Below are 17,388 nucleotides of genomic sequence, written 5' to 3' on the forward strand. Positions count from 1 at the left end.
GTTTCTCACTCGGCCGGCGCCTTGGCCAATGCACGCCGCCGCCGCGTCCGGCAACGTGCCCCATGCGTCGGCAATTCAGCCGACGATGGGCGCTCGATCGATGCGTGTCCAGTCCGATGGCCAGACGCGGCGTCATGACCCGCACGCGCATCGGTTGCTGTGGAGAGTCACTACAGCTGCTGCTCGAATTGGCCGGGATCAGCGTAGACACGGCAATGGACGCGGGCAGGTTGCGCAAGTCGCTGTCGCGCATGTCTGGGCGGGATCGCAGTGCTCCGACGCCGGCGTAAGCGCTGGCTTCAATACACGTCGCGCCGGTACCGCCCTTCCAGCAGCAGGGTTTCCTTGCCCAGCCGTCCCAGCACGTCCTCCAGCACCGCGTCCACGCCGGGCGCCATGCCGCGCAGGCTGCCGCAGACATAGATCGCGGCGCCTTGCGCGACCCAGTCGCGCAGTTCCGGCGCGGCCGCGCGCAGGGCGTCCTGCACGTAGCGGTGCGCGCCGGTGTCGCGCGAGAACACCGCATCCAGCCGTTGCAGCGCGCCGTGCGCCAGCCAGGTGCGCAGTTCCTCGCCGTAGTGGTCGTCGTGCGCGGCGTGGCGTTCGCCGTACAGCAGCCAGGTGCGGGTCGCGCCGGCGTCGATGCGCGCGCGCAGGTGCGCGCGCAGGCCGGCGATGCCGGTGCCGTTGCCGATCAGGATCAGCGGCCGCGTCGGATCGGCAGGCGGATGAAAGTTCGGATTCGGGCGCAGCCGCAGGGCGATCTCGGCGCCGATCGGCGCGGTGTCGCAGAGCCAGCCGCTGCCCAGGCCGGGCGTGCCGTCCGCGTGCAGCGCACGGCGCAGCAGCAGGCGCAGCGTGCCGTCGCTGGGCATCGAGGCGATCGAGTATTCGCGGTGCGGCAGCGGCTGCAGGCGTGCGGCCACCGCTGCGGGTGCGGCGCCGGCGACCTGTTCCGGCGCCGGCAAGTGGCTGCGCGCCAGCAACGCGGCCAGTGTCGTCGGCGCCTGGCCTGGGCGCTGCAGCGTCGCCGTGCCGTCCAGGCCGCTGGCCTGCAGCCATGCCTGCACCACGGCGTCGCCATGGCACGGACCGATCTCGGCCAGGTCGCCGGCCTGCCACGCCGGCAGCGCGCCGTCGGCGGGCAGCAGCGCCAGTTCGAACACCGCGCCGCCGACGCTGCGGGGATTGCACAGGCGCCGCTGCTGCAACTGCCAGCGCTGGTAAGCCGGCGGGCTCCAGTCGGGTTGTTCGCTGCCGCCGGCGAGCTGGCCGAGCAATTGCTGCCAGTGGCGCAAGGCGGCGTCGTCGGCGTTGTCCACGTCGATGCGGTCGAACAGCGGGTGCGCGCCGTGCTGGCGCAGCCAGGCGTCGAGCTGGCGGCCGAATGCGCAGAAATGGTCGTAGCGGCGATCGCCCAGCGCCAGCAGCGCGTAGCGCAGCTGCGGCAAGGCCGGCGACTGCGCCATCGTCTTGCGCAGGAACGGCAGCGCGTGGTCTGGCGGATCGCCTTCGCCGCTGGTGCTGACCACGAACAGCGCCTGCGTCGCGCCGGCCAGTTCGGCCGCGCTGACGTTGTGCAAGGGCAGCACGCGCACCGGCTGGCCCGCCGCACGCAATGCCGCGGCACTGCGCAGCGCGAGTTGCTGGGCAAAGCCGGTCTGACTGGCCCAGGCCAGCAGCAGTGGCGCGTCGCCCTGCTTGCCGGTGCGCTGCGCGCGACGGCCGCGCCACCACAGCCACGCGCACGCCACTGCATACGCCGTCGTGACCAGCGCCGCGTAGACGATGCGCTGCCGCGATGGCGCGCCGGTCCACCATGGCTGCGGATGCAGCCGCAGCAGCGCATAGCCGATCGCGCCCAGCAGCGCGAACGCCGCCACGTGTCCGACGGCATTCCAGTTGCGTTGCGAGCGCGGCCGGGTCATGCGTCGAGCAGTGCGGCGAAGGCGCTGCTGAGCCGCTCCTGCACGCGCTCGCCATCGCGCAGCAGGAAGCGTGCTGCCAGCCGTTCGCGCTCGGCGCAGGCCAGGCCGGCGTCGGCGCCGAGCACGCTCAGCGCGGTGGCCCAGGCATCGGCCCGCATCGCATCGGCGGCGACCACGCTGACCGCCGCCAGCGACGCCGCGATCGGCGTGCCGCTGCGCGGATCCAGGGTATGGCTGTAGCGCTGGCCATCCTGTTCGAAGCGGTGCCAGCGATCGCCTGAAGTGGCGACCGCGCGGCCGTCCAGCGCCAGCACCCGCGGCGGCGTCGCCGCCCGCGCGTCCTCGTCCGGCGCCGACTCCACCAGCACCCGCCACGGCTGCCCATCCGGCTTGCGGCCATAGCCGTAGAGTTCGCCGCCGACCTCGACCAGCGCGCTGGCCACGCCCTGCGCCCGCAAGGCGCGCACCGCCACATCCACGCCGTAGCCCTTGGCGATCGCCGAGAAATCCAGGCGCAGGCCGCCAGGCTGGCGCAGCGTGGCGCCGTCCTCGTCCAGCACCAGTTGCCGCCAGTCGCCAGCGGCGCGCGCCTGGCGCAACGCATCGGCATCGGGCACACGCTGGTTGCCGGCGTCGGCGCCAAAGCCCCACAAGCCAAGCACTGCGCCGATGGTGGGATCGAACGCGCCGTCGCTGCGCCGCGCAATGTCCAGCGCGCAACGCAGTACCTCGGCGAACGCGGCGGGCAGCGCGTGCACGCTGTCGGCGGCGGCGCGGTTGTAGCGGCTGATGTCCGAGTCCGCTTCCCAGGTGCTCATCTGCGCGACCACCTGGTCGAGCTGCGCCTGGATCGCCGCGTGCAGCGGATGCAGGTCGCGGCCGCGACGCAGCACCAGTTTCGCGCTCCAGGTCGTGCCCATGCTGCGACCGCCGAGCGTGGCGATCTCGGCATCGGCCTGGAGCGCGAGCGGCGTGTTCATGCCGCGACGTGCCGCCATGCGCAGGACGGGCGCGCTGCCGCTGTCACTGCGGCAGCACTTCCAGCGTCGCCACGTAGCTGAGCCGGCGCTGCTTGGCCTGCGGCAGCGAGGTCTTGGCGTCCTCGCTGGTGGTTTCCAGCCAATACATGCCCGCTTCCGGCCAGGTCACGCTGAAGCTGCCCTGCGCGTCGGTGGTGAGCTTCAGTTCGTCCTGCGTGTTGCGATAGCGGGTGCCGCCGCGCACGATCTCTACCTCCAGCCCAGGCGCCGGCTTGCCGTCGATGTGCAGCTTGAAGGTGGCCTTCTCGCCGGCGAACAGGTCGTTGGGATGGGTCACCGGCACCAGTTCCAGGCCGCGGCCGCTGGGCTTGAGCGCGGTCTGGTTGGGCGCGCCGTTGGTGACGAAGGTTTCCACCCGGCCCAGCGTCTGCGACACCTGCAGGTCCTTGGCGTCCTTCGGCACTTCGCTGGCGAAGCTGGCGGCATTGCCGCGCCAGCGCTTGCGCTGGCCGTTCTCGTTCCAGTTCGCGAACAGGCCGTCGTTGACCAGGGCCAGGCGGTAGGTGCCGGTCTGCACCAGCTCCACGTCGAACACGCTGCGGTACTTGCCGGTGGCCGGGTTCTGCGGCTGCACGGCGCTGCCGTCGGGCGCGGTGATGACCAGGCTGTCCAGGCGCAGAGGCACGTGGTTGAAGTAGAACAGGTCGTTGGATACCGCCGCATCGACGGTGATCCACGGCCGCTCGCCGGCGAGCACGGTCTGCGAGGGTTGCAGCCAGGCCTTGTGGGCGAGGGCGGAGAACGGCAGCACTGCGGCGATGGCCACTGCCAGCAGGAAAGAACGCTTCATGGACTTGCTCCTTGCGATGAACGAGGGAATCACGGCTTGGCGCTCAGGCGCACCGCGCCCAGTTCGCTGCTGCCTTGTGCGCTGCCGGTGGCGCCGGCCTTGGCCGGCCAGGCGAACGGGATCTTCAGCAGCTCGCGGCCGCCGACTTCGCGCACGGCTTCGACCACCAGCGTGTACTCGCCCGGCGCCAGGCCCTTGAGCTGCTGCGCGTCGGTGAACGCCAGCGCGTGTTTGCCGGCCGGACGGGTCGGGCCGCTGACGCCGTCCACCGGCATCTGCAAGGTGCGCCCGCTGCGCCGCCACCACTGGCGCAGATCCGGCAGCCACTTGGTGCCGTGGCCTTCGGCGGTGTCCTTAGACTGGTACCAGACCGCCAGGTTGCGCGCGACCTGCTGGTCGGCGCCTTCCACCCAGATCGCGACATAGGGGCGGTGGTATTCGGCGACGTTGAGCTTGGGAATCTCCACGTCCAGTTCCAGCGTGGCCGCATACGCGGGCAGCGTCGTCAGCAGGCCGCTCAGGGCGATGGTCAGGGTGACGCGCATGCGAGGCTCCATAGGGGTGAGAGGAACGATTCGAAATGACCGGTGAAGCGAATCAGTGGATCAGCAGCAGTGCGATCAGCAGCGGAATCAGCAGGCCCAGCCCGACCAGCGGCCAGGTCATGCGCCGCTGCCGCGCATGCAGCTGCAGCAGGAACAGGCCGGTGATGCAGAACACCAGGCAGGCCACCGCGAACAGGTCGATGAACCAGCCCCACGCGGGGCCGGCATTGCGGCCCTTGTGCAGGTCGTTGAAGTAGGAGATCCAGCCGCGGTCGGTGCGTTCGTACTCGACCGCGCCGCTGCCGCGATCGATGCTCAGCCAGGCATCGCCGCCGGGGCCGGGCAGCGCCAGGTACACCTCGTCGGCAGACCACTCTGCCGGTTGCCGGCCCAGGCTCAGCGCCAGTTCGCGTTCCAGCCAGGCCGACACCGGCCGTGGCAGCGGCGCGTCGCCATCGGCGTGGCCGGCGAGCCGCTGCAGCAACGCGGGCGGCAGCTGCGCGGTGCGATTGAGTACCTGCGGCTTGGCCTCGATGCGCGCGGCATGGTTGAGGGTCAGCCCGGTGGCGGCAAACACCAGCATGCCGATCAGGCACAGCGCCGAGCTGATCCAGTGCCACTGGTGCAGCGTGCGCAGCCAGAAACCGCGGCGTTGCTGCGCCGTGGCCAGATCGGGAGAGGAGGAGTCGGACAACGCGGCGGTCGTATCGGAGTAGGGCGGAATGCATTCTACATAAATGAGAATTAGTCGCGATTGTGGCGATGCGTCTTCGCGGCAATGGCCGGGCTACGTCTCCAACGCGGCGGCGCCGTCCGCGTCGACCGCCGGCTCAGGTCTCCGACCAGTCGCGCAACAGGTTGTGGTAGACGTTGCTCAGCCGCAGCAGCGCGGTGGCGTCGGCCTTGGTGGCGGTCAGCGCCTGGATCGAGGTGTCCAGTTCGAACAGCAACTGCCGCCGGCTGGCGTCGCGCACCAGGCTCTGCACCCAGAAGAACGCCGCCACGCGCGCGCCGCGGGTGACCGGCAGCACCCGATGCAGGCTGCTGGACGGATACAGGATCAGATCGCCGGCCGGCAGTTTCACCTCGTGCTCGCCGTAGGTGTCGCTGATGACCAGTTCGCCGCCGTCGTACTCCTCCGGTTCGCACAGGAACAGGGTGCAGGACAGATCGGTGCGCAGGGTCAGCGCCGGCTGCGTGGCGTTGGTGGCCTGGGTCATCACCGCGCCATCGACGTGGAAGCCGTACTCGCCGCCGCCCTCGTAGCGATTGAAGCGCGGCGGGATCGTGCGCAGCGGCAACGCGGCGGCGAAATACAGCGGGCTGCGCGCCAGCGCGTTGAGCACCGCCTGGCCCAGTTCGTGCTTCAGCGGCGAGGCGTCGGGCAGTTGCAGGTTGCGTTTGACCTGCGCGCCCTGCGCGCCGACCGTCTCGCGGCCGTCGGTCCAGTCGGCGCCGTCGAGCGCCTGGCGGAAGCGCGCGAGTTCTTCGGCGCTGAGGATGTCGGGGATGTGCAGCAGCATGGGGCGCTCCGGCGGCGGCCGCCTTCCACTGAAGGCGGCCGCTGCATGTGGATGGACGACGCTGCGGTCAGAACTTGATTTCGGCGCTCAGCATCGCCGAGCGCGGCGCGCCGGGCGTGTAGCGGAAGCCGCTCTTGTTGATGGCCGCGACGTAGTCCTTGTCGAACACGTTGTACACGTTCAGACGCAGGTTGAAGTGGTCGCTGATCGGGTAGGTCACGACCGCGTCCCATACCGTATACGACTTCACCAATGCCGGCGTGCCCACCGCGCCGTCGGTGCCGCGCTTCATCTCGCCGGAGTAGCGGGCGCCGCCGCCGACGGTCAGGCCGAACGGCAGGGTGTAGGTGGTCCATGCGGTGAACGCGCTGTCCGGGGTGTAGGCCAGGTCCAAGCTGCCGTCCTGCGACACCTTGCTGCCTTCCAGCACCTGCGCATCGAGCTTGGTGTAGCCGGTGGAGATCGACCAGTTGTCGCTGAGCTTGCCGACCGCCGACAGTTCCACGCCCTGCACCCGCTTCTTGCCGGTCTGGTAGTACAGCCCGTCGCTGCCCTGCGCGATCTCGTTGCTGACATCGGTGCGGAACAGCGCCATGGTCACGAACAGGTTGTCGTCCAGGAAGTTCCACTTGGTGCCGACTTCGGCGGTCTTGGCCTTCTGCGGATCGAAGCTCGGGTTGTTGGCGTTGTTGGCCGACGCGCTCAGTTCCAGCGAACTGCCGCCCGGAGGCTGCTGCGAGATCGCGTAGTTGGCGTACAGGCTGATGTCGTCGGCCGCCTTGTAGACCGCGCCGAGCTTCCAGCTGAACAGCGTATCGGAGATGTCCGCGTCCACGCCGACCGCGGTGGTGCAGGGCACGGCGGTGGAGGTGGCGGTGGTGCAGGTCAGGCTGTTGAAGTCGGTCTTGTAGTGGTCCGCGCGCACGCCGGCGGTGATCAGGAAATCGTCGCCGAACTTCAGCGTGTCGAAGGCGTAGGCCGAGAACGTGGTGGTGGTGCCCTTGCTGTGCGCGCCGTTGCGCGCGGTGAACAGCGGCGTGGTGTTCCAGTCCGGGGCGTAGACGTTGGCCGGGTTGGCGGCCAGCCAGGCGGCGCGGTTGACGATGTTGTGGCCCCAGCTCTGCAGCTCCTCGCGCGCGGCTTCCACGCCGGTGCTGAGGTTGTGCTGCACCGCGCCGGTGGCGAAGTCCACGCGCAGGTTCAGCTGGTCGGTGAGGATGGTGTACTGCTGGTCCTTGAACGTGGGCAGGCTGCGCGCCACCGTCCAGGTCGAGGTGTCGGCAGGGTTCGGCGTGCGCAGGTTGGCGGTGTTGGGCATGAACGCGAACAGCAGGTAGTCCTGCTCGTTGCGGCCCCAGCGCGCGGTGTTGGTCAGCTTGACCGTGTCGGAGAAGTCGTGCTCGAAGCGGAACGTGGCCATCTTCGCGGTCACGTCGTCGTGGTCGTAGCGGGTGCCGTAGAAGTTCTCGCTGTCCACGCGCGGGGCGTTGGTCAGCCACGGACGCGCCGGATCGGGCGAGGTGTAGCCGGGCAGGCCGAAGGTCGGCACGCCGCCGTCGGGCACGTTGTCCTGCTTCACGTACAGCAGGTCGAGGTAGTAACGGGTGTCGCTGCCGAGGCCGAACACAAGCGACGAGGCCACGCCCCAGCGCTTGTTGTTGACGTGGTCGCGGCCGATCGCATCGCTGTCCTGGCCCATCACGTTGACCCGCAGCGCGCTGCTGGCGCCCAGCGTCTGGTTCCAGTCCGCGGTGACGCGACGCTGGTTGTCGCTGCCGCCGGACAGCGTGCCGCTGACCGCATCGGTGAGGTTCGCCTGCTTGGTCACCAGGTTGATCGCGCCGGTCGGCGCGCTGCGGCCGTTGTCGGTGCCGGCCGGGCCCTTCTCGACCTCGATCTGCTCGATGTTGAACACATCGCGCGAGATCGAGCCCAGGTCGCGCACGCCGTCGACGAAGATGCTGCTGGAGCTGTCGAAGCCGCGCATGTAGATCGCATCGCCGGTGGTGGTGTTGCCGTTCTCGCCGACATAGAAGGTGCCCACGCCCGGGCTGTTGCGCAGCGCTTCGGTCAGCGTGGTGGCGCCCTGTTCGTTGAACAGGTCCTTGCTGATCACGTTGATCGTCTGCGGGGTGTCGATCAGCGGCTGGGTGAACTTGGGCGAGTCCGGCGCTTCCACCAGGTAGCGCTTGGCGCGCTGCGCTTCCACGTCGACCTTGCCGAGGGTGGTCGGCTGATCGGCGGCCGCGGCATCGGCGGCGAGCGCCGGAGAGGACAGCAGGCTCAGGCCGCCGAGCAGCGCGGCGGCGGTGAGGGTCTGCGCGGAGACCTGGCGGGAAACGGCGTGCTTGCGGCTCTTGATCGGGGAGGTCATGGACGGGTCGGCTATGCAGGATGGAAAAGGCGGTCCGCAGCGCACCGGGCCGTGCCGGGAGGGCAGGCCGCAGGCGATGGTCGGAGGGTGGCCAGATGACTGGCTGCCGCTGGCCGCTTAACGCGGTCATCACGTCTATTTCCGCGCAAATGCGAATTATTTGCAATAGCTTTCGTTACATTGCGTTACATGGCGGCGCGTGGCGCCGTTTCCCGGGATCGCCTGCCGGCATCTCGTTCTGTAGCAGATATCTGAAAAATAAAGCTTTTCGGCGCGAGCTGGGCAGGACGCTCAGTCGCGGTCGTCGCGGGTCCAGAGCCCGCCGTGTTCGGACTTCACCGGGAACTTGGGTACCGGGCTGTAGGCCGGTGCGCACAACGGGCGGCCGTCGCGGATGTCAAAACGGGCGCCGTGCAGCAGGCATTCGATGCTGCCCGTGGCGGCATCGAAGGTGCCGGGAGACAGCTCGTAGTCCTCGTGGCTGCAGCGGTCCTCCAGCGCGTAGAACACGCCGTCGAGGTTGAACACCACGATCGGGGTGGCGGTGACTTCGTCCCACACCGTCGCGGTCTCGCCCGGCAGCAGCGCGCCGTCGGCGCAGACGAAGGTCCAGGTCTCGCTCATGCGGCGCCGCCCAGCGGCTTTTCCAGCAGTTCGAAGCGCAGGTCGTCGCGCTTGGGCGCGCCGAAGCGTTCGTCGCCGTAGGGGAAGGGCTTCTTGATCCCGGTGCGGCGGTAGCCGCGGCGCTCGTAGAACGCGATCAACTCCTCGCGCACGTCGATCACCGTCATCTGCATCACCGGCAGCCGCCATTCCTGCCAGGCGATGCGCTCGGCCTCGGCCAGCACGGTCTTGCCCAGACCGCTGCCCTGCGCCTGCGGCTGCACCGAGAACATGCCGAAATAGCCGGCGCCGCCGTCGTCGGCGATGTGCGCGCAGGCGATCAGTTCGCCGTCGCGCTCGGCCAGCAGCACCAGGCTGCGCGGGCGCAGGATGTCGGCGCGCAGCACCTCGCGATCGATGCGGTTGCCGTCGAGCAGATCGGCCTCGGTGGTCCAGCCGACGCGGCTGCTGTCGCCGCGATAGGCCGAGGTGACCAGGGCGGCGATGGCGTCGATGTCGGCGACGGTGGCGGTGCGGAAGGTGAGGGTGTGCATGGGCCGATTTTAGCCTGGCGGCCGGGATTTGGGAGTCGGGATTGGGGATTCGAAAAAGCTTCGCCTTTGCGAATCCCCAATCCCGAATGCCCAATCCCCGCTCATCAGCCCAACAGCTTGCGCACCTTCAGCAACGCCGCCACGAAGCGCTCGATCTCGGCGTGGGTGTTGTAGAACGCCAGCGAGGCGCGGCAGGTGGCGGCGACGCCATAGAACTGCAGCAGCGGATGCGCGCAGTGCTGGCCGGAGCGCACTGCCACGCCTTCCAGGTCCAGCAGGGTGGCCAGGTCGTGGGCGTGCGCGCCCTCGACCAGGAACGACACCACCGCGGCCTTGCCCGGCGCGGTGCCGAAGATGCGCAGGCCGTCGATCCTCTGCAGTTCCTCGGTGAAATGCGCCAGCAATTCGGCCTCGCGCGCTTCAACGTGCTGCAGGCCCAGCATGCCAAGGTAGTCCACCGCCGCGCCCAGGCCGACGAAGCCGGCGATGTTCGGGGTGCCGGCCTCGAACTTGTGCGGCGGATCGTTGAACACGGTGCCGTCGAAGCTGACTTCCTTGATCATCTCGCCGCCGCCGATGAACGGTGGCATCGCCTGCAGGTGCTCGCGCCGCGCCCACAGCGCGCCGGTGCCGGTGGGGCCGCACATCTTGTGGCCGGTGATGGCGTAGAAGTCGCAGCCGATCGCGGCCACGTCCAGGGCGCGGTGCGGCGCCGCCTGCGAGCCGTCGATGACGCTGACGATGCCGCGCTTGCGCGCTTCGCGGCAGATCTCGCGCACCGGATTGACCGTGCCCAGCACGTTGGAGACGTGGGTCAGTGCAAGCAACTTCACGTCCGCGGTCATCGCCTTGCGCAGCGCGTCCAGGTCCAGCGCGCCGTCGGCGGTGATCTCGGCGACCTTGATGGTGGCGCCGGTGCGCTGCGCGACCAACTGCCACGGCACGATGTTGGCGTGGTGCTCCATCCGCGACACCAGGATGCTGTCGCCGGGCTTGAGCCGCGGCAGCGCCCACGAGTAGGCCACCAGGTTGATCGCAAAGGTGGTGCCGCTGCACAGCACCAGTTCGTCGGCGCGCACGTTGAGGAAGCGCGCCAGCTTGTTGCGCGCGCCCTCGTAGGCGTCGGTGGCCTCGGTGCCCAGCGCGTGCACCGCGCGGCTGACGTTGGCGTTGTAGCGGCGGTAGAACTCGTCCAGCGCCGCGATCACCTGCAGCGGCTTCTGCCCGGTGTTGGCGTTGTCGAAATAGATCAGCGGCTTGCCGTGCACCTGCCGCATCAGCAGCGGGAAATCGCTGCGGACCTTGTCCCAGTCCGGCGCCTGTTCCGGCGCCGCGGTGTGCGGGGCCAGGCTGCTCATGCCACGCCCGCGGCGGCCAGCGCCTGGTCCAGGCGCGCGACCAGGAATTCGCTCAGCGATGCATCCAGCACGCGCAGCGGTTCGCGGCAGAACGCGGCGGTCAGCAGCTGCTGCGCGCGCTCGCGCGGCAGCCCGCGCGAGCGCAGGTAGAACAGCGCATTGGCGTCGAGCTGGCCGACGGTGGCGCCGTGCGCGGCCTTGACCTCGTCGGCGTCGATCACCAGCACTGGCTGGGTGTCGATCTCGGCATCGGCGGACAGCAGCAGGTTCTTGTTCGACAGGTTGGCGTCGCTGCCGTCGGCGCCCTGGCGGATATGGATGCCGCCATGGAACACCACCCGGCTGCGCGCCGCGGCCACGCCGCGCCACAGCAGTTCGCAGGCGGTGTCGCGGGCGATGTGCTCGATGCCCAGGCGGGTGTCGACCTGGCGGCGACCGTTGCCGAGCAGCACGCCGTTGGCGATGAGCCGCGCGTTGTCGCCCTCCAGGCGCACGTTGAGTTCGTGCCGCGACAGCGCGCTGCCCAGTTCCAGATCGACGCGCCGGTACTGCGCGTCGCGCGCCAGCACCGCATCGGTGCGCAGCAACGCGGTGACGCCGGACGCGTCCGCCTGCACCCGCGCGTGGGTCAGTTGCGCGCCGGCGGCCAGGTGCACGTGGGCCAGGGTGTTGCTCAGGTGCGCGGCCTCGCCCAGGTGCAGGTGATGCTCGACCAGCGACAGCGCCGCGTCCTGGCGCAGTTCGACCAGGTGGCGGTGGTGCCAGGCATGGTCGCCGGCGCCGGCGGTGGACACGAACACCAGGTGCAGCGGCGCCGCGACCTGCACGCCGGCGTCCACGCGCAACACGCTGCCTTCGTCGGCCAGCGCGGCGTTGAGTCGGGCGAACACTTCGTCGCTGCGTTCGAAGCGGCGGCCGAGGAAGCGCATCGCGTCGTTGCCGCTGCGCAGGATCGTGGACAGGCGCTGCAGTTCGACGCCTGCCGGCAGGCCGGCCAGGTCGGACAGCGCATCGCTGGCGCGGCCGTTGACGAACACCAGCCGCGGCGCGGGAATGCCGTCGACGATGGCCGCATCCACGACCGCTGCCGCGCTCGGCACCGGGCTGAAGCTGCGCCGCTCCAGCGCGCGCAGCGAGGTGTACTTCCACGCCTCGCTGCGCGGGCCGGGCAGGCCGTCGCGCAGCGCCTGTTCCAGCGGCGCACGGCGTGCGCCGTCGCCATGGAAAGCGGCGGCCAGGGAGTCGAGCAGGGCGCTCATCAGACTGCCGCCTCCGGCGCCACACGGTCCTTCAACCATGCGTAGCCATGCGCTTCCAGTTCCAGCGCCAGTTCCGGTCCGCCGCTCTGCACGATGCGGCCGTCGGCCAGTACATGCACCACGTCCGGCTTGATGTAGTCGAGCAGGCGCTGGTAATGGGTGATGACCAGGAATGCGCGCTCGGGCGAGCGCAGCGCGTTGACGCCTTCGGCGACGGTCTTCAGCGCATCGATGTCCAGGCCGCTGTCGGTCTCGTCGAGGATCGCCAGCTTCGGCTCCAGCACCGCCAGCTGGAAGATCTCGTTGCGCTTCTTTTCGCCGCCGGAAAAGCCTTCGTTGACGCCGCGGTGCAACAGCTCGTCCTTCAGGTGCAGCACGGCCAGCTTCTGCCGCACCAGCTTCAGGAACTGCATCGAATCCAGTTCGGCCTCGCCGCGCGCCTTGCGCTGCGCGTTCAGCGCGGCGCGCAGGAAGTAGGTGTTGTTGACGCCGGGAATCTCCACCGGGTACTGGAACGCCAGGAACACGCCGGCGGCGGCGCGCTCCTCCGGTTCCAGCTCGAGCAGGTCGCGGTCTTCGAAGCGCACGCTGCCCTGGGTCACCTCGTAGCCGTCGCGGCCGGCGAGGATGTTGCCCAGCGTGGATTTGCCGGCGCCGTTGGGACCCATGATGGCGTGCACCTGGCCGGGCTGCACCTGCAGCGACAAGCCCTTGAGGATGTCCTTGCCGGCGACGGAAGCGTGGAGGTTTTCGATGGTGAGCATGCAAATGGTCCGTCAGAATTCTTGATTAGCCCCTCTCCCATCGGGAGAGGGGTTGGGGTGAGGGTGCGGCGCGAAGCGTCTCGTGGAGGTTTGGGGGCGCGAGGCTTCGCACGTACCCTCATCCGGCGCTTCGCGTCACCTTCTCCCGATGGGAGAAGGGTAGAGGCGTCAGCCCACCGAGCCTTCCAGCGACACTTCCAGCAGCTTCTTTGCTTCCACCGCGAATTCCATCGGCAGTTCGCGGAACACCTGCTTGCAGAAGCCGTCGACGATCATCGACACCGCGTTTTCCTGGTCGATGCCGCGGGCGCGGCAATAGAACAGTTGGTCGTCGCTGATCTTGGAGGTGGTGGCCTCGTGCTCGACCGTGGCGGTGGGGTGCTTGACCTCGATGTACGGGAAGGTGTGCGCGCCGCACTGCTTGCCGATCAGCAGCGAGTCGCACTGGGTGTAGTTGCGCGCGCCCTCGGCGCCGCGCTCCACCTTGACCAGGCCGCGGTAGGTGTTCTGGCCGCGGCCGGCGCTGATGCCCTTGCTGACGATCTTGCTCTTGGTGCGCTTGCCGATGTGGACCATCTTGGTGCCGGTATCGGCCTGCTGGCGGTGATGGGTCAGCGCCACCGAGTGGAACTCGCCGACCGAGTCGTCGCCGAGCAGCACGCACGAGGGATACTTCCAGGTGATCGCCGAGCCGGTCTCGACCTGGGTCCAGGTGATCTTGCTGCGCGCGCCGCGGCATTCGCCGCGCTTGGTCACGAAGTTGTAGATGCCGCCGACGCCGTTCTCGTCGCCCGGGTACCAGTTCTGCACCGTCGAATACTTGATCTCCGCGTCTTCCAGCGCGACCAGCTCGACCACCGCCGCATGCAGCTGGTTCTCGTCGCGCATCGGCGCGGTGCAGCCTTCCAGGTAGGACACATAGGCCTTGTCCTCACACACGATCAAGGTGCGCTCGAACTGGCCGGTGTGGCCGGCGTTGATCCGGAAATAGGTGCTCAGCTCCATCGGACAGCGCACGCCCTTGGGAATGAACACGAAGCTGCCGTCGGAGAACACCGCCGAATTGAGCGCGGCGAAATAGTTGTCGCCGACCGGCACTACGCTGCCCAGGTACTGCTTGACGATTTCCGGGTGTTCCTTGATCGCCTCGGACATCGAGCAGAAGATCACGCCCTTCTCGGCCAGTTCCTTGCGGAAGGTGGTGCCGACCGAAACTGAGTCGAACACCGCGTCCACCGCCACGCCGGCCAGCTTGGCGCGTTCGTGCAGCGGCACGCCGAGCTTGTCGTAGGTGTCCAGCAGTTCCTTGGGCACGTCGTCCAGCGAGGCGTACTTGGGGCCCTTCGGCGCGGAGTAGTAGCTCAGCGCCTGGAAATCGATCGGCGCGATATTGAGCTTGGCCCAGTGCGGCATCGGCATCTTCAGCCAGTGCCGATAGGCGGCCAGGCGCCATTCGGTCATCCACTCCGGCTCGTCTTTCTTGACGGACAGGGCGCGCACGACATCTTCGTTCAAGCCGGGCAGGAACGCGTCGGATTCGATGTCGGTGATGAAGCCGGCGTCGTAGCGACGTCCCAGCCGTTCCAGGATTTCAGCGTTTTCGGTGGCCATGGGGGCTGCCTACAGGTCAGGTGGTCGCGAAACGCACGGCGATCGGGCGCCGTCTGGTTTCGCCGGAAGAGGGAAGCGGATGCAGCATCTGCGCCAGGGTCACGCCGCGCAGCGCATCGGCGACCACGTCGTTGATCAGCCGCCAGTTGGAACGCACGCCGCATTTTTGCGCGATGCTGCACTGGCTTTCCTGGTGGCTGCATTCGGTGATCGCCAGCGGGCCTTCCATCGCCTCGACGATCTGGATCAGGGTGATAGTGTCGGCCGGGCGCGCCAGCCGGTAACCGCCGTGCACGCCGCGCAGACCCTCGACCAGCCCGGCCTGGGCCAGCGGCTTGAGCAGCTTGCTGACGGTGGGCGGCTCCAGCCCGGACTGCTCGGCCAGCTCGGTCGCGCTCAGCACCTCGCCGGGACGCGCGGCAAGCACGGTCAGCACGACGGTGGCGTAATCGGTCAACTTGGTGACGCGGAGCATGGGACAACGGCCGGAATTCAATGCGGACCGAAATTGTACGCTTTTGCGCCGCCGACGTCCAAGCCGTGCGTTCATGTTTTTCGCGATCGTTGCGATTCCCGCCGCCAATGGCCGCGGTGCCGCCGCCCGGCCGGTCCGAAAGGGCTTGGGATCGCCGCCGATGTGCGCCAGAATCAGCCCTTTCCCGTTCCGGACCGCCGCATGCCCCGCAAGATCGCCGCCCGCAAATCCCGCATCCATGGCAACGGCGTGTTCGCCGTGCTGCCGCTCAAGAAAGGCGAGCGGGTCATCGAGTACAAGGGCCGCCGCCGCACCCATGCCGAAGTGGACCGCGACGAGGCCGGCGATGTCGAGACCGGGCACACCTTCCTGTTCACCCTCAGCGACGACTACGTGATCGACGCCAACTACGAGGGCAACGACGCGCGCTGGATCAACCACAGCTGCGCGCCGAACTGCGAGGCGGTGATCATCGAGGCCGAGGGCGACGACCGGCGCCAGGACAAGGTGGTGATCGAGGCGCTGCGCGCCATCAAGCCGGGCGAGGAGCTGACCTACAACTACGGCATCACCCTGGGCGAGCGGCATACGCCGCGGCTGAAGAAGATCTGGGCGTGCCGCTGCGGGTCCAAAAACTGCACCGGGACCATGCTGCAACCCAAGCGCTGAGCGCCCTGCACGTGGCCTAGACGCGCGGCTCACGACGCTGCAACCGCGGTGCTCCTACGGTGACGCTCCCCCTGTAAAGGAGTTTCCCATGAGCACAGCATCTTCCCTGTCCGGCAAGCGCGTCGCGGTTCTGGCGACCGACGGCTTCGAACAGTCCGAGTTGCAGGAGCCAAAGCGCCTGCTGGAATCGTGGGGTGCCCAGGTCGATGTGATCGCCCCCGGCGATGCCTCCAGCATCCGCGGCTGGAACAAGAAGGACTGGGGCGACAATGTCCCGGTCGACAAGCGCCTGGCCCAGGCCGATGCCGGCGACTACGACGCGCTGGTGCTGCCGGGCGGGGTGATCAATCCGGACAACCTGCGCACCGAAGCCTCCGCGATCCGCCTCATCCAGTCGTTCGCCAGCGCCGGCAAGCCGGTCGCGGCGATTTGCCACGGGCCTTGGCTGCTGGCCGAAAGCGGCCTGGTCCGCGACAAGCAGGTGACCTCGTGGCCGTCGGTGAAGACCGACCTGAGCAATGCCGGCGGACGCTGGCAGGATGCGGAAGTGGTGGTGGACGGCAACCTGATCACCAGCCGCAAGCCGGACGACATTCCGGCGTTCGCCGCGGCGGTGGCCAAGGCGCTGGGCTGATCGGCGCGGGTTCGGCAAGGAAACGGCGGCCCATCGGCCGCCGTTTTTCTGTGCGCTGTGGTGTGGGGGGCCGCACCGTAGCGCTATGCACGCTGCAATACATGCAGGATCATGCGGTGCTTGATCTGCATGGAGCACGCATTCGATGTCCAAAGGCAAAAGAAAGACCCTGCCGAAGAATTTCGAGGACCTGCTGAAGGAGGGCGATCCCGATGCGATCAAGGCCGTCTTCGACACCTGCGACGTGAATGCCTACGGCGGCGTGTTCAAGCAGACCGCGCTGGCGTTCAACGAGTTTCCCGATGCGCTGGTGCGCTGGTTGATCGAACGCGGCGCGGACATCGCGGCGCCGAACAGTTATGGCGAAACGCCGCTGCATGCACGCGCCGGCCATTGGCAGGGCCGCATCGAGGCGCTGCTGGAGCTGGGCGCAGATGTGCATTGCATCGATAGCAGGGGCGATACCCCGTTGCACAAGGCCGCGGCGGTGCGCAACGTGCGCACTGTGGGCGTCCTGCTCGCGCATGGCGCCAGCGTCGAGGCCGTCAACAAGGCCGGTTTGACGCCGTTGGAGCACGCGCTGCAACGCTGCAGGAATGCCGACATCGAGGGGATGGCCGATGTCGCCGAGGTCTTGCTGCAGGCGCAGCCGCGCACGGCCGACACCCGCTCCTTCGCTGCGCGCCTGTTCGGCAAGGCGCCAGCGACCGAAGCCGTGATCTCCCCGACGATGCGCGAATGCGTGCAACGCATCGGCACCGATTTCGAATTCCACCGCAGCGGCTTCAATCCGGACGGCGTGGACGCGGCCAGCGCTGCGCTGAACAGGCTCTACGTCTTGTTCGGGGTGGCGCCGGTCCCGCGGCGAAGCCTGCACGACGGCAAGGCGCCGATCGTCGCCAAGGCGGACAGCTGGCAACAGCGCCACCAGGAGCTGTGGGAGTTGCTGGTTCCCTCCAGCGGCGCCGCCACGACGGTGCAGGGCGAAGTGATCCGGATCTCCGGACGCATCACCAGCGAGCTCGATGGCAACGGCGGAGCGAATTGGGATGCGCAGTTCGCGCGGATGGCCGATGCATTGTTGGTGCATTTCGGCGCTGGCAATGCCTTGCCCACGCCCGAGCTCAGCGAAGCAGCCTTGATCGTCGGCGATGTGAAGCGCAAACATGGCGACACGCAGCGGCTGTGCGAACTGGCGGTCGCGTGGGTCGGATTGAATCCGCTGCCGATCGCCTTGCCTGCGCCGTCCTACGACCGCTGA

Annotated in this window: 17 protein-coding genes; 3 read left to right on the plus strand and 14 right to left on the minus strand. The window is 68.5% G+C overall.

Features of this window, described 5'->3' with window-relative positions; all coding sequences use genetic code 11:
* Nucleotides 1–299: 299 nt before the first annotated feature.
* The 14 genes from AB3X08_RS07245 to AB3X08_RS07310 form a co-directional block, all read right to left on the minus strand.
* Complete coding sequence (locus AB3X08_RS07245) at nt 300–1,928, minus strand: sulfite reductase subunit alpha (protein WP_369937231.1); 1,629 nt, start codon at nt 1,926–1,928, stop codon at nt 300–302.
* The gene (locus AB3X08_RS07250) at nt 1,925–2,908 is read right to left on the minus strand and encodes an FAD:protein FMN transferase (protein ID WP_369937232.1); all 984 of its coding nucleotides are present in this window, start codon (nt 2,906–2,908) and stop codon (nt 1,925–1,927) included. The genes AB3X08_RS07245 and AB3X08_RS07250 overlap by 4 nt, the downstream gene beginning before the upstream one ends.
* Before the next feature lie 43 nt (nt 2,909–2,951).
* A complete protein-coding gene (locus AB3X08_RS07255; protein WP_369937233.1) occupies nt 2,952–3,758 on the minus strand; it encodes a DUF4198 domain-containing protein in 807 nt (268 codons plus the stop codon).
* A 29-nt stretch (nt 3,759–3,787) separates the two neighbouring features.
* Entirely contained in the window at nt 3,788–4,303 is a 516-nt protein-coding gene (locus tag AB3X08_RS07260) for a DUF2271 domain-containing protein (protein WP_369937235.1), read from the minus strand.
* 52 nt (nt 4,304–4,355) lie between these two features.
* Nucleotides 4,356–4,997, minus strand: a complete 642-nt coding sequence (locus AB3X08_RS07265) for a PepSY-associated TM helix domain-containing protein (RefSeq protein ID WP_369937237.1) — start codon at nt 4,995–4,997, stop codon at nt 4,356–4,358.
* 136 nt (nt 4,998–5,133) lie between these two features.
* A complete protein-coding gene (locus AB3X08_RS07270; RefSeq protein ID WP_369937239.1) occupies nt 5,134–5,826 on the minus strand; it encodes a Fe2+-dependent dioxygenase in 693 nt (230 codons plus the stop codon).
* Between the two features lie 67 nt (nt 5,827–5,893).
* Entirely contained in the window at nt 5,894–8,200 is a 2,307-nt protein-coding gene (locus tag AB3X08_RS07275; RefSeq protein ID WP_369937241.1) for a catecholate siderophore receptor Fiu, read from the minus strand.
* Nucleotides 8,201–8,491: 291 nt separating this feature from the next.
* Nucleotides 8,492–8,824 carry a non-heme iron oxygenase ferredoxin subunit gene (locus AB3X08_RS07280; RefSeq protein WP_369937243.1) on the minus strand — a complete coding sequence of 111 codons (333 nt, stop codon included), beginning with the start codon at nt 8,822–8,824 and terminating at the stop codon, nt 8,492–8,494.
* Nucleotides 8,821–9,357, minus strand: a complete 537-nt coding sequence (locus tag AB3X08_RS07285) for a GNAT family N-acetyltransferase (RefSeq protein ID WP_369937245.1) — start codon at nt 9,355–9,357, stop codon at nt 8,821–8,823. Before AB3X08_RS07285 ends, AB3X08_RS07280 begins: the two co-directional genes overlap by 4 nt.
* A 104-nt stretch (nt 9,358–9,461) precedes the next feature.
* Complete coding sequence (locus AB3X08_RS07290) at nt 9,462–10,715, minus strand: cysteine desulfurase (protein WP_369937247.1); 1,254 nt, start codon at nt 10,713–10,715, stop codon at nt 9,462–9,464.
* The gene (gene sufD, locus AB3X08_RS07295) at nt 10,712–11,974 is read right to left on the minus strand and encodes a Fe-S cluster assembly protein SufD (protein WP_369937249.1); all 1,263 of its coding nucleotides are present in this window, start codon (nt 11,972–11,974) and stop codon (nt 10,712–10,714) included. Before sufD ends, AB3X08_RS07290 begins: the two co-directional genes overlap by 4 nt.
* Nucleotides 11,974–12,738, minus strand: coding sequence for a Fe-S cluster assembly ATPase SufC (gene sufC / locus AB3X08_RS07300; protein ID WP_369937251.1), 765 nt, complete (start codon nt 12,736–12,738; stop codon nt 11,974–11,976). Before sufC ends, sufD begins: the two co-directional genes overlap by 1 nt.
* Before the next feature lie 168 nt (nt 12,739–12,906).
* Nucleotides 12,907–14,349: a Fe-S cluster assembly protein SufB gene (sufB, locus tag AB3X08_RS07305; protein ID WP_369937252.1), complete on the minus strand. Its 1,443-nt coding sequence runs from the start codon at nt 14,347–14,349 to the stop codon at nt 12,907–12,909.
* Nucleotides 14,350–14,365: 16 nt separating this feature from the next.
* Nucleotides 14,366–14,824: an SUF system Fe-S cluster assembly regulator gene (locus AB3X08_RS07310; RefSeq protein ID WP_184410630.1), complete on the minus strand. Its 459-nt coding sequence runs from the start codon at nt 14,822–14,824 to the stop codon at nt 14,366–14,368.
* A gap of 201 nt (nt 14,825–15,025) precedes the next feature.
* Between AB3X08_RS07310 and AB3X08_RS07315 the strand changes: the two genes are divergently transcribed.
* The 3 genes from AB3X08_RS07315 (at nt 15,026) to AB3X08_RS07325 (ending at nt 17,388) form a co-directional block, all read left to right on the plus strand.
* The gene (locus AB3X08_RS07315) at nt 15,026–15,493 is read left to right on the plus strand and encodes an SET domain-containing protein (RefSeq protein ID WP_369937254.1); all 468 of its coding nucleotides are present in this window, start codon (nt 15,026–15,028) and stop codon (nt 15,491–15,493) included.
* Nucleotides 15,494–15,581: 88 nt separating this feature from the next.
* A complete protein-coding gene (locus AB3X08_RS07320; RefSeq protein WP_184410628.1) occupies nt 15,582–16,127 on the plus strand; it encodes a type 1 glutamine amidotransferase domain-containing protein in 546 nt (181 codons plus the stop codon).
* 145 nt (nt 16,128–16,272) lie between these two features.
* Nucleotides 16,273–17,388 carry an ankyrin repeat domain-containing protein gene (locus AB3X08_RS07325; protein WP_369937257.1) on the plus strand — a complete coding sequence of 372 codons (1,116 nt, stop codon included), beginning with the start codon at nt 16,273–16,275 and terminating at the stop codon, nt 17,386–17,388.

It is taken from the genome of Xanthomonas sp. DAR 34887 (assembly GCF_041245805.1).
In the GTDB taxonomy this organism is placed as follows: domain Bacteria; phylum Pseudomonadota; class Gammaproteobacteria; order Xanthomonadales; family Xanthomonadaceae; genus Xanthomonas_A; species Xanthomonas_A tesorieronis.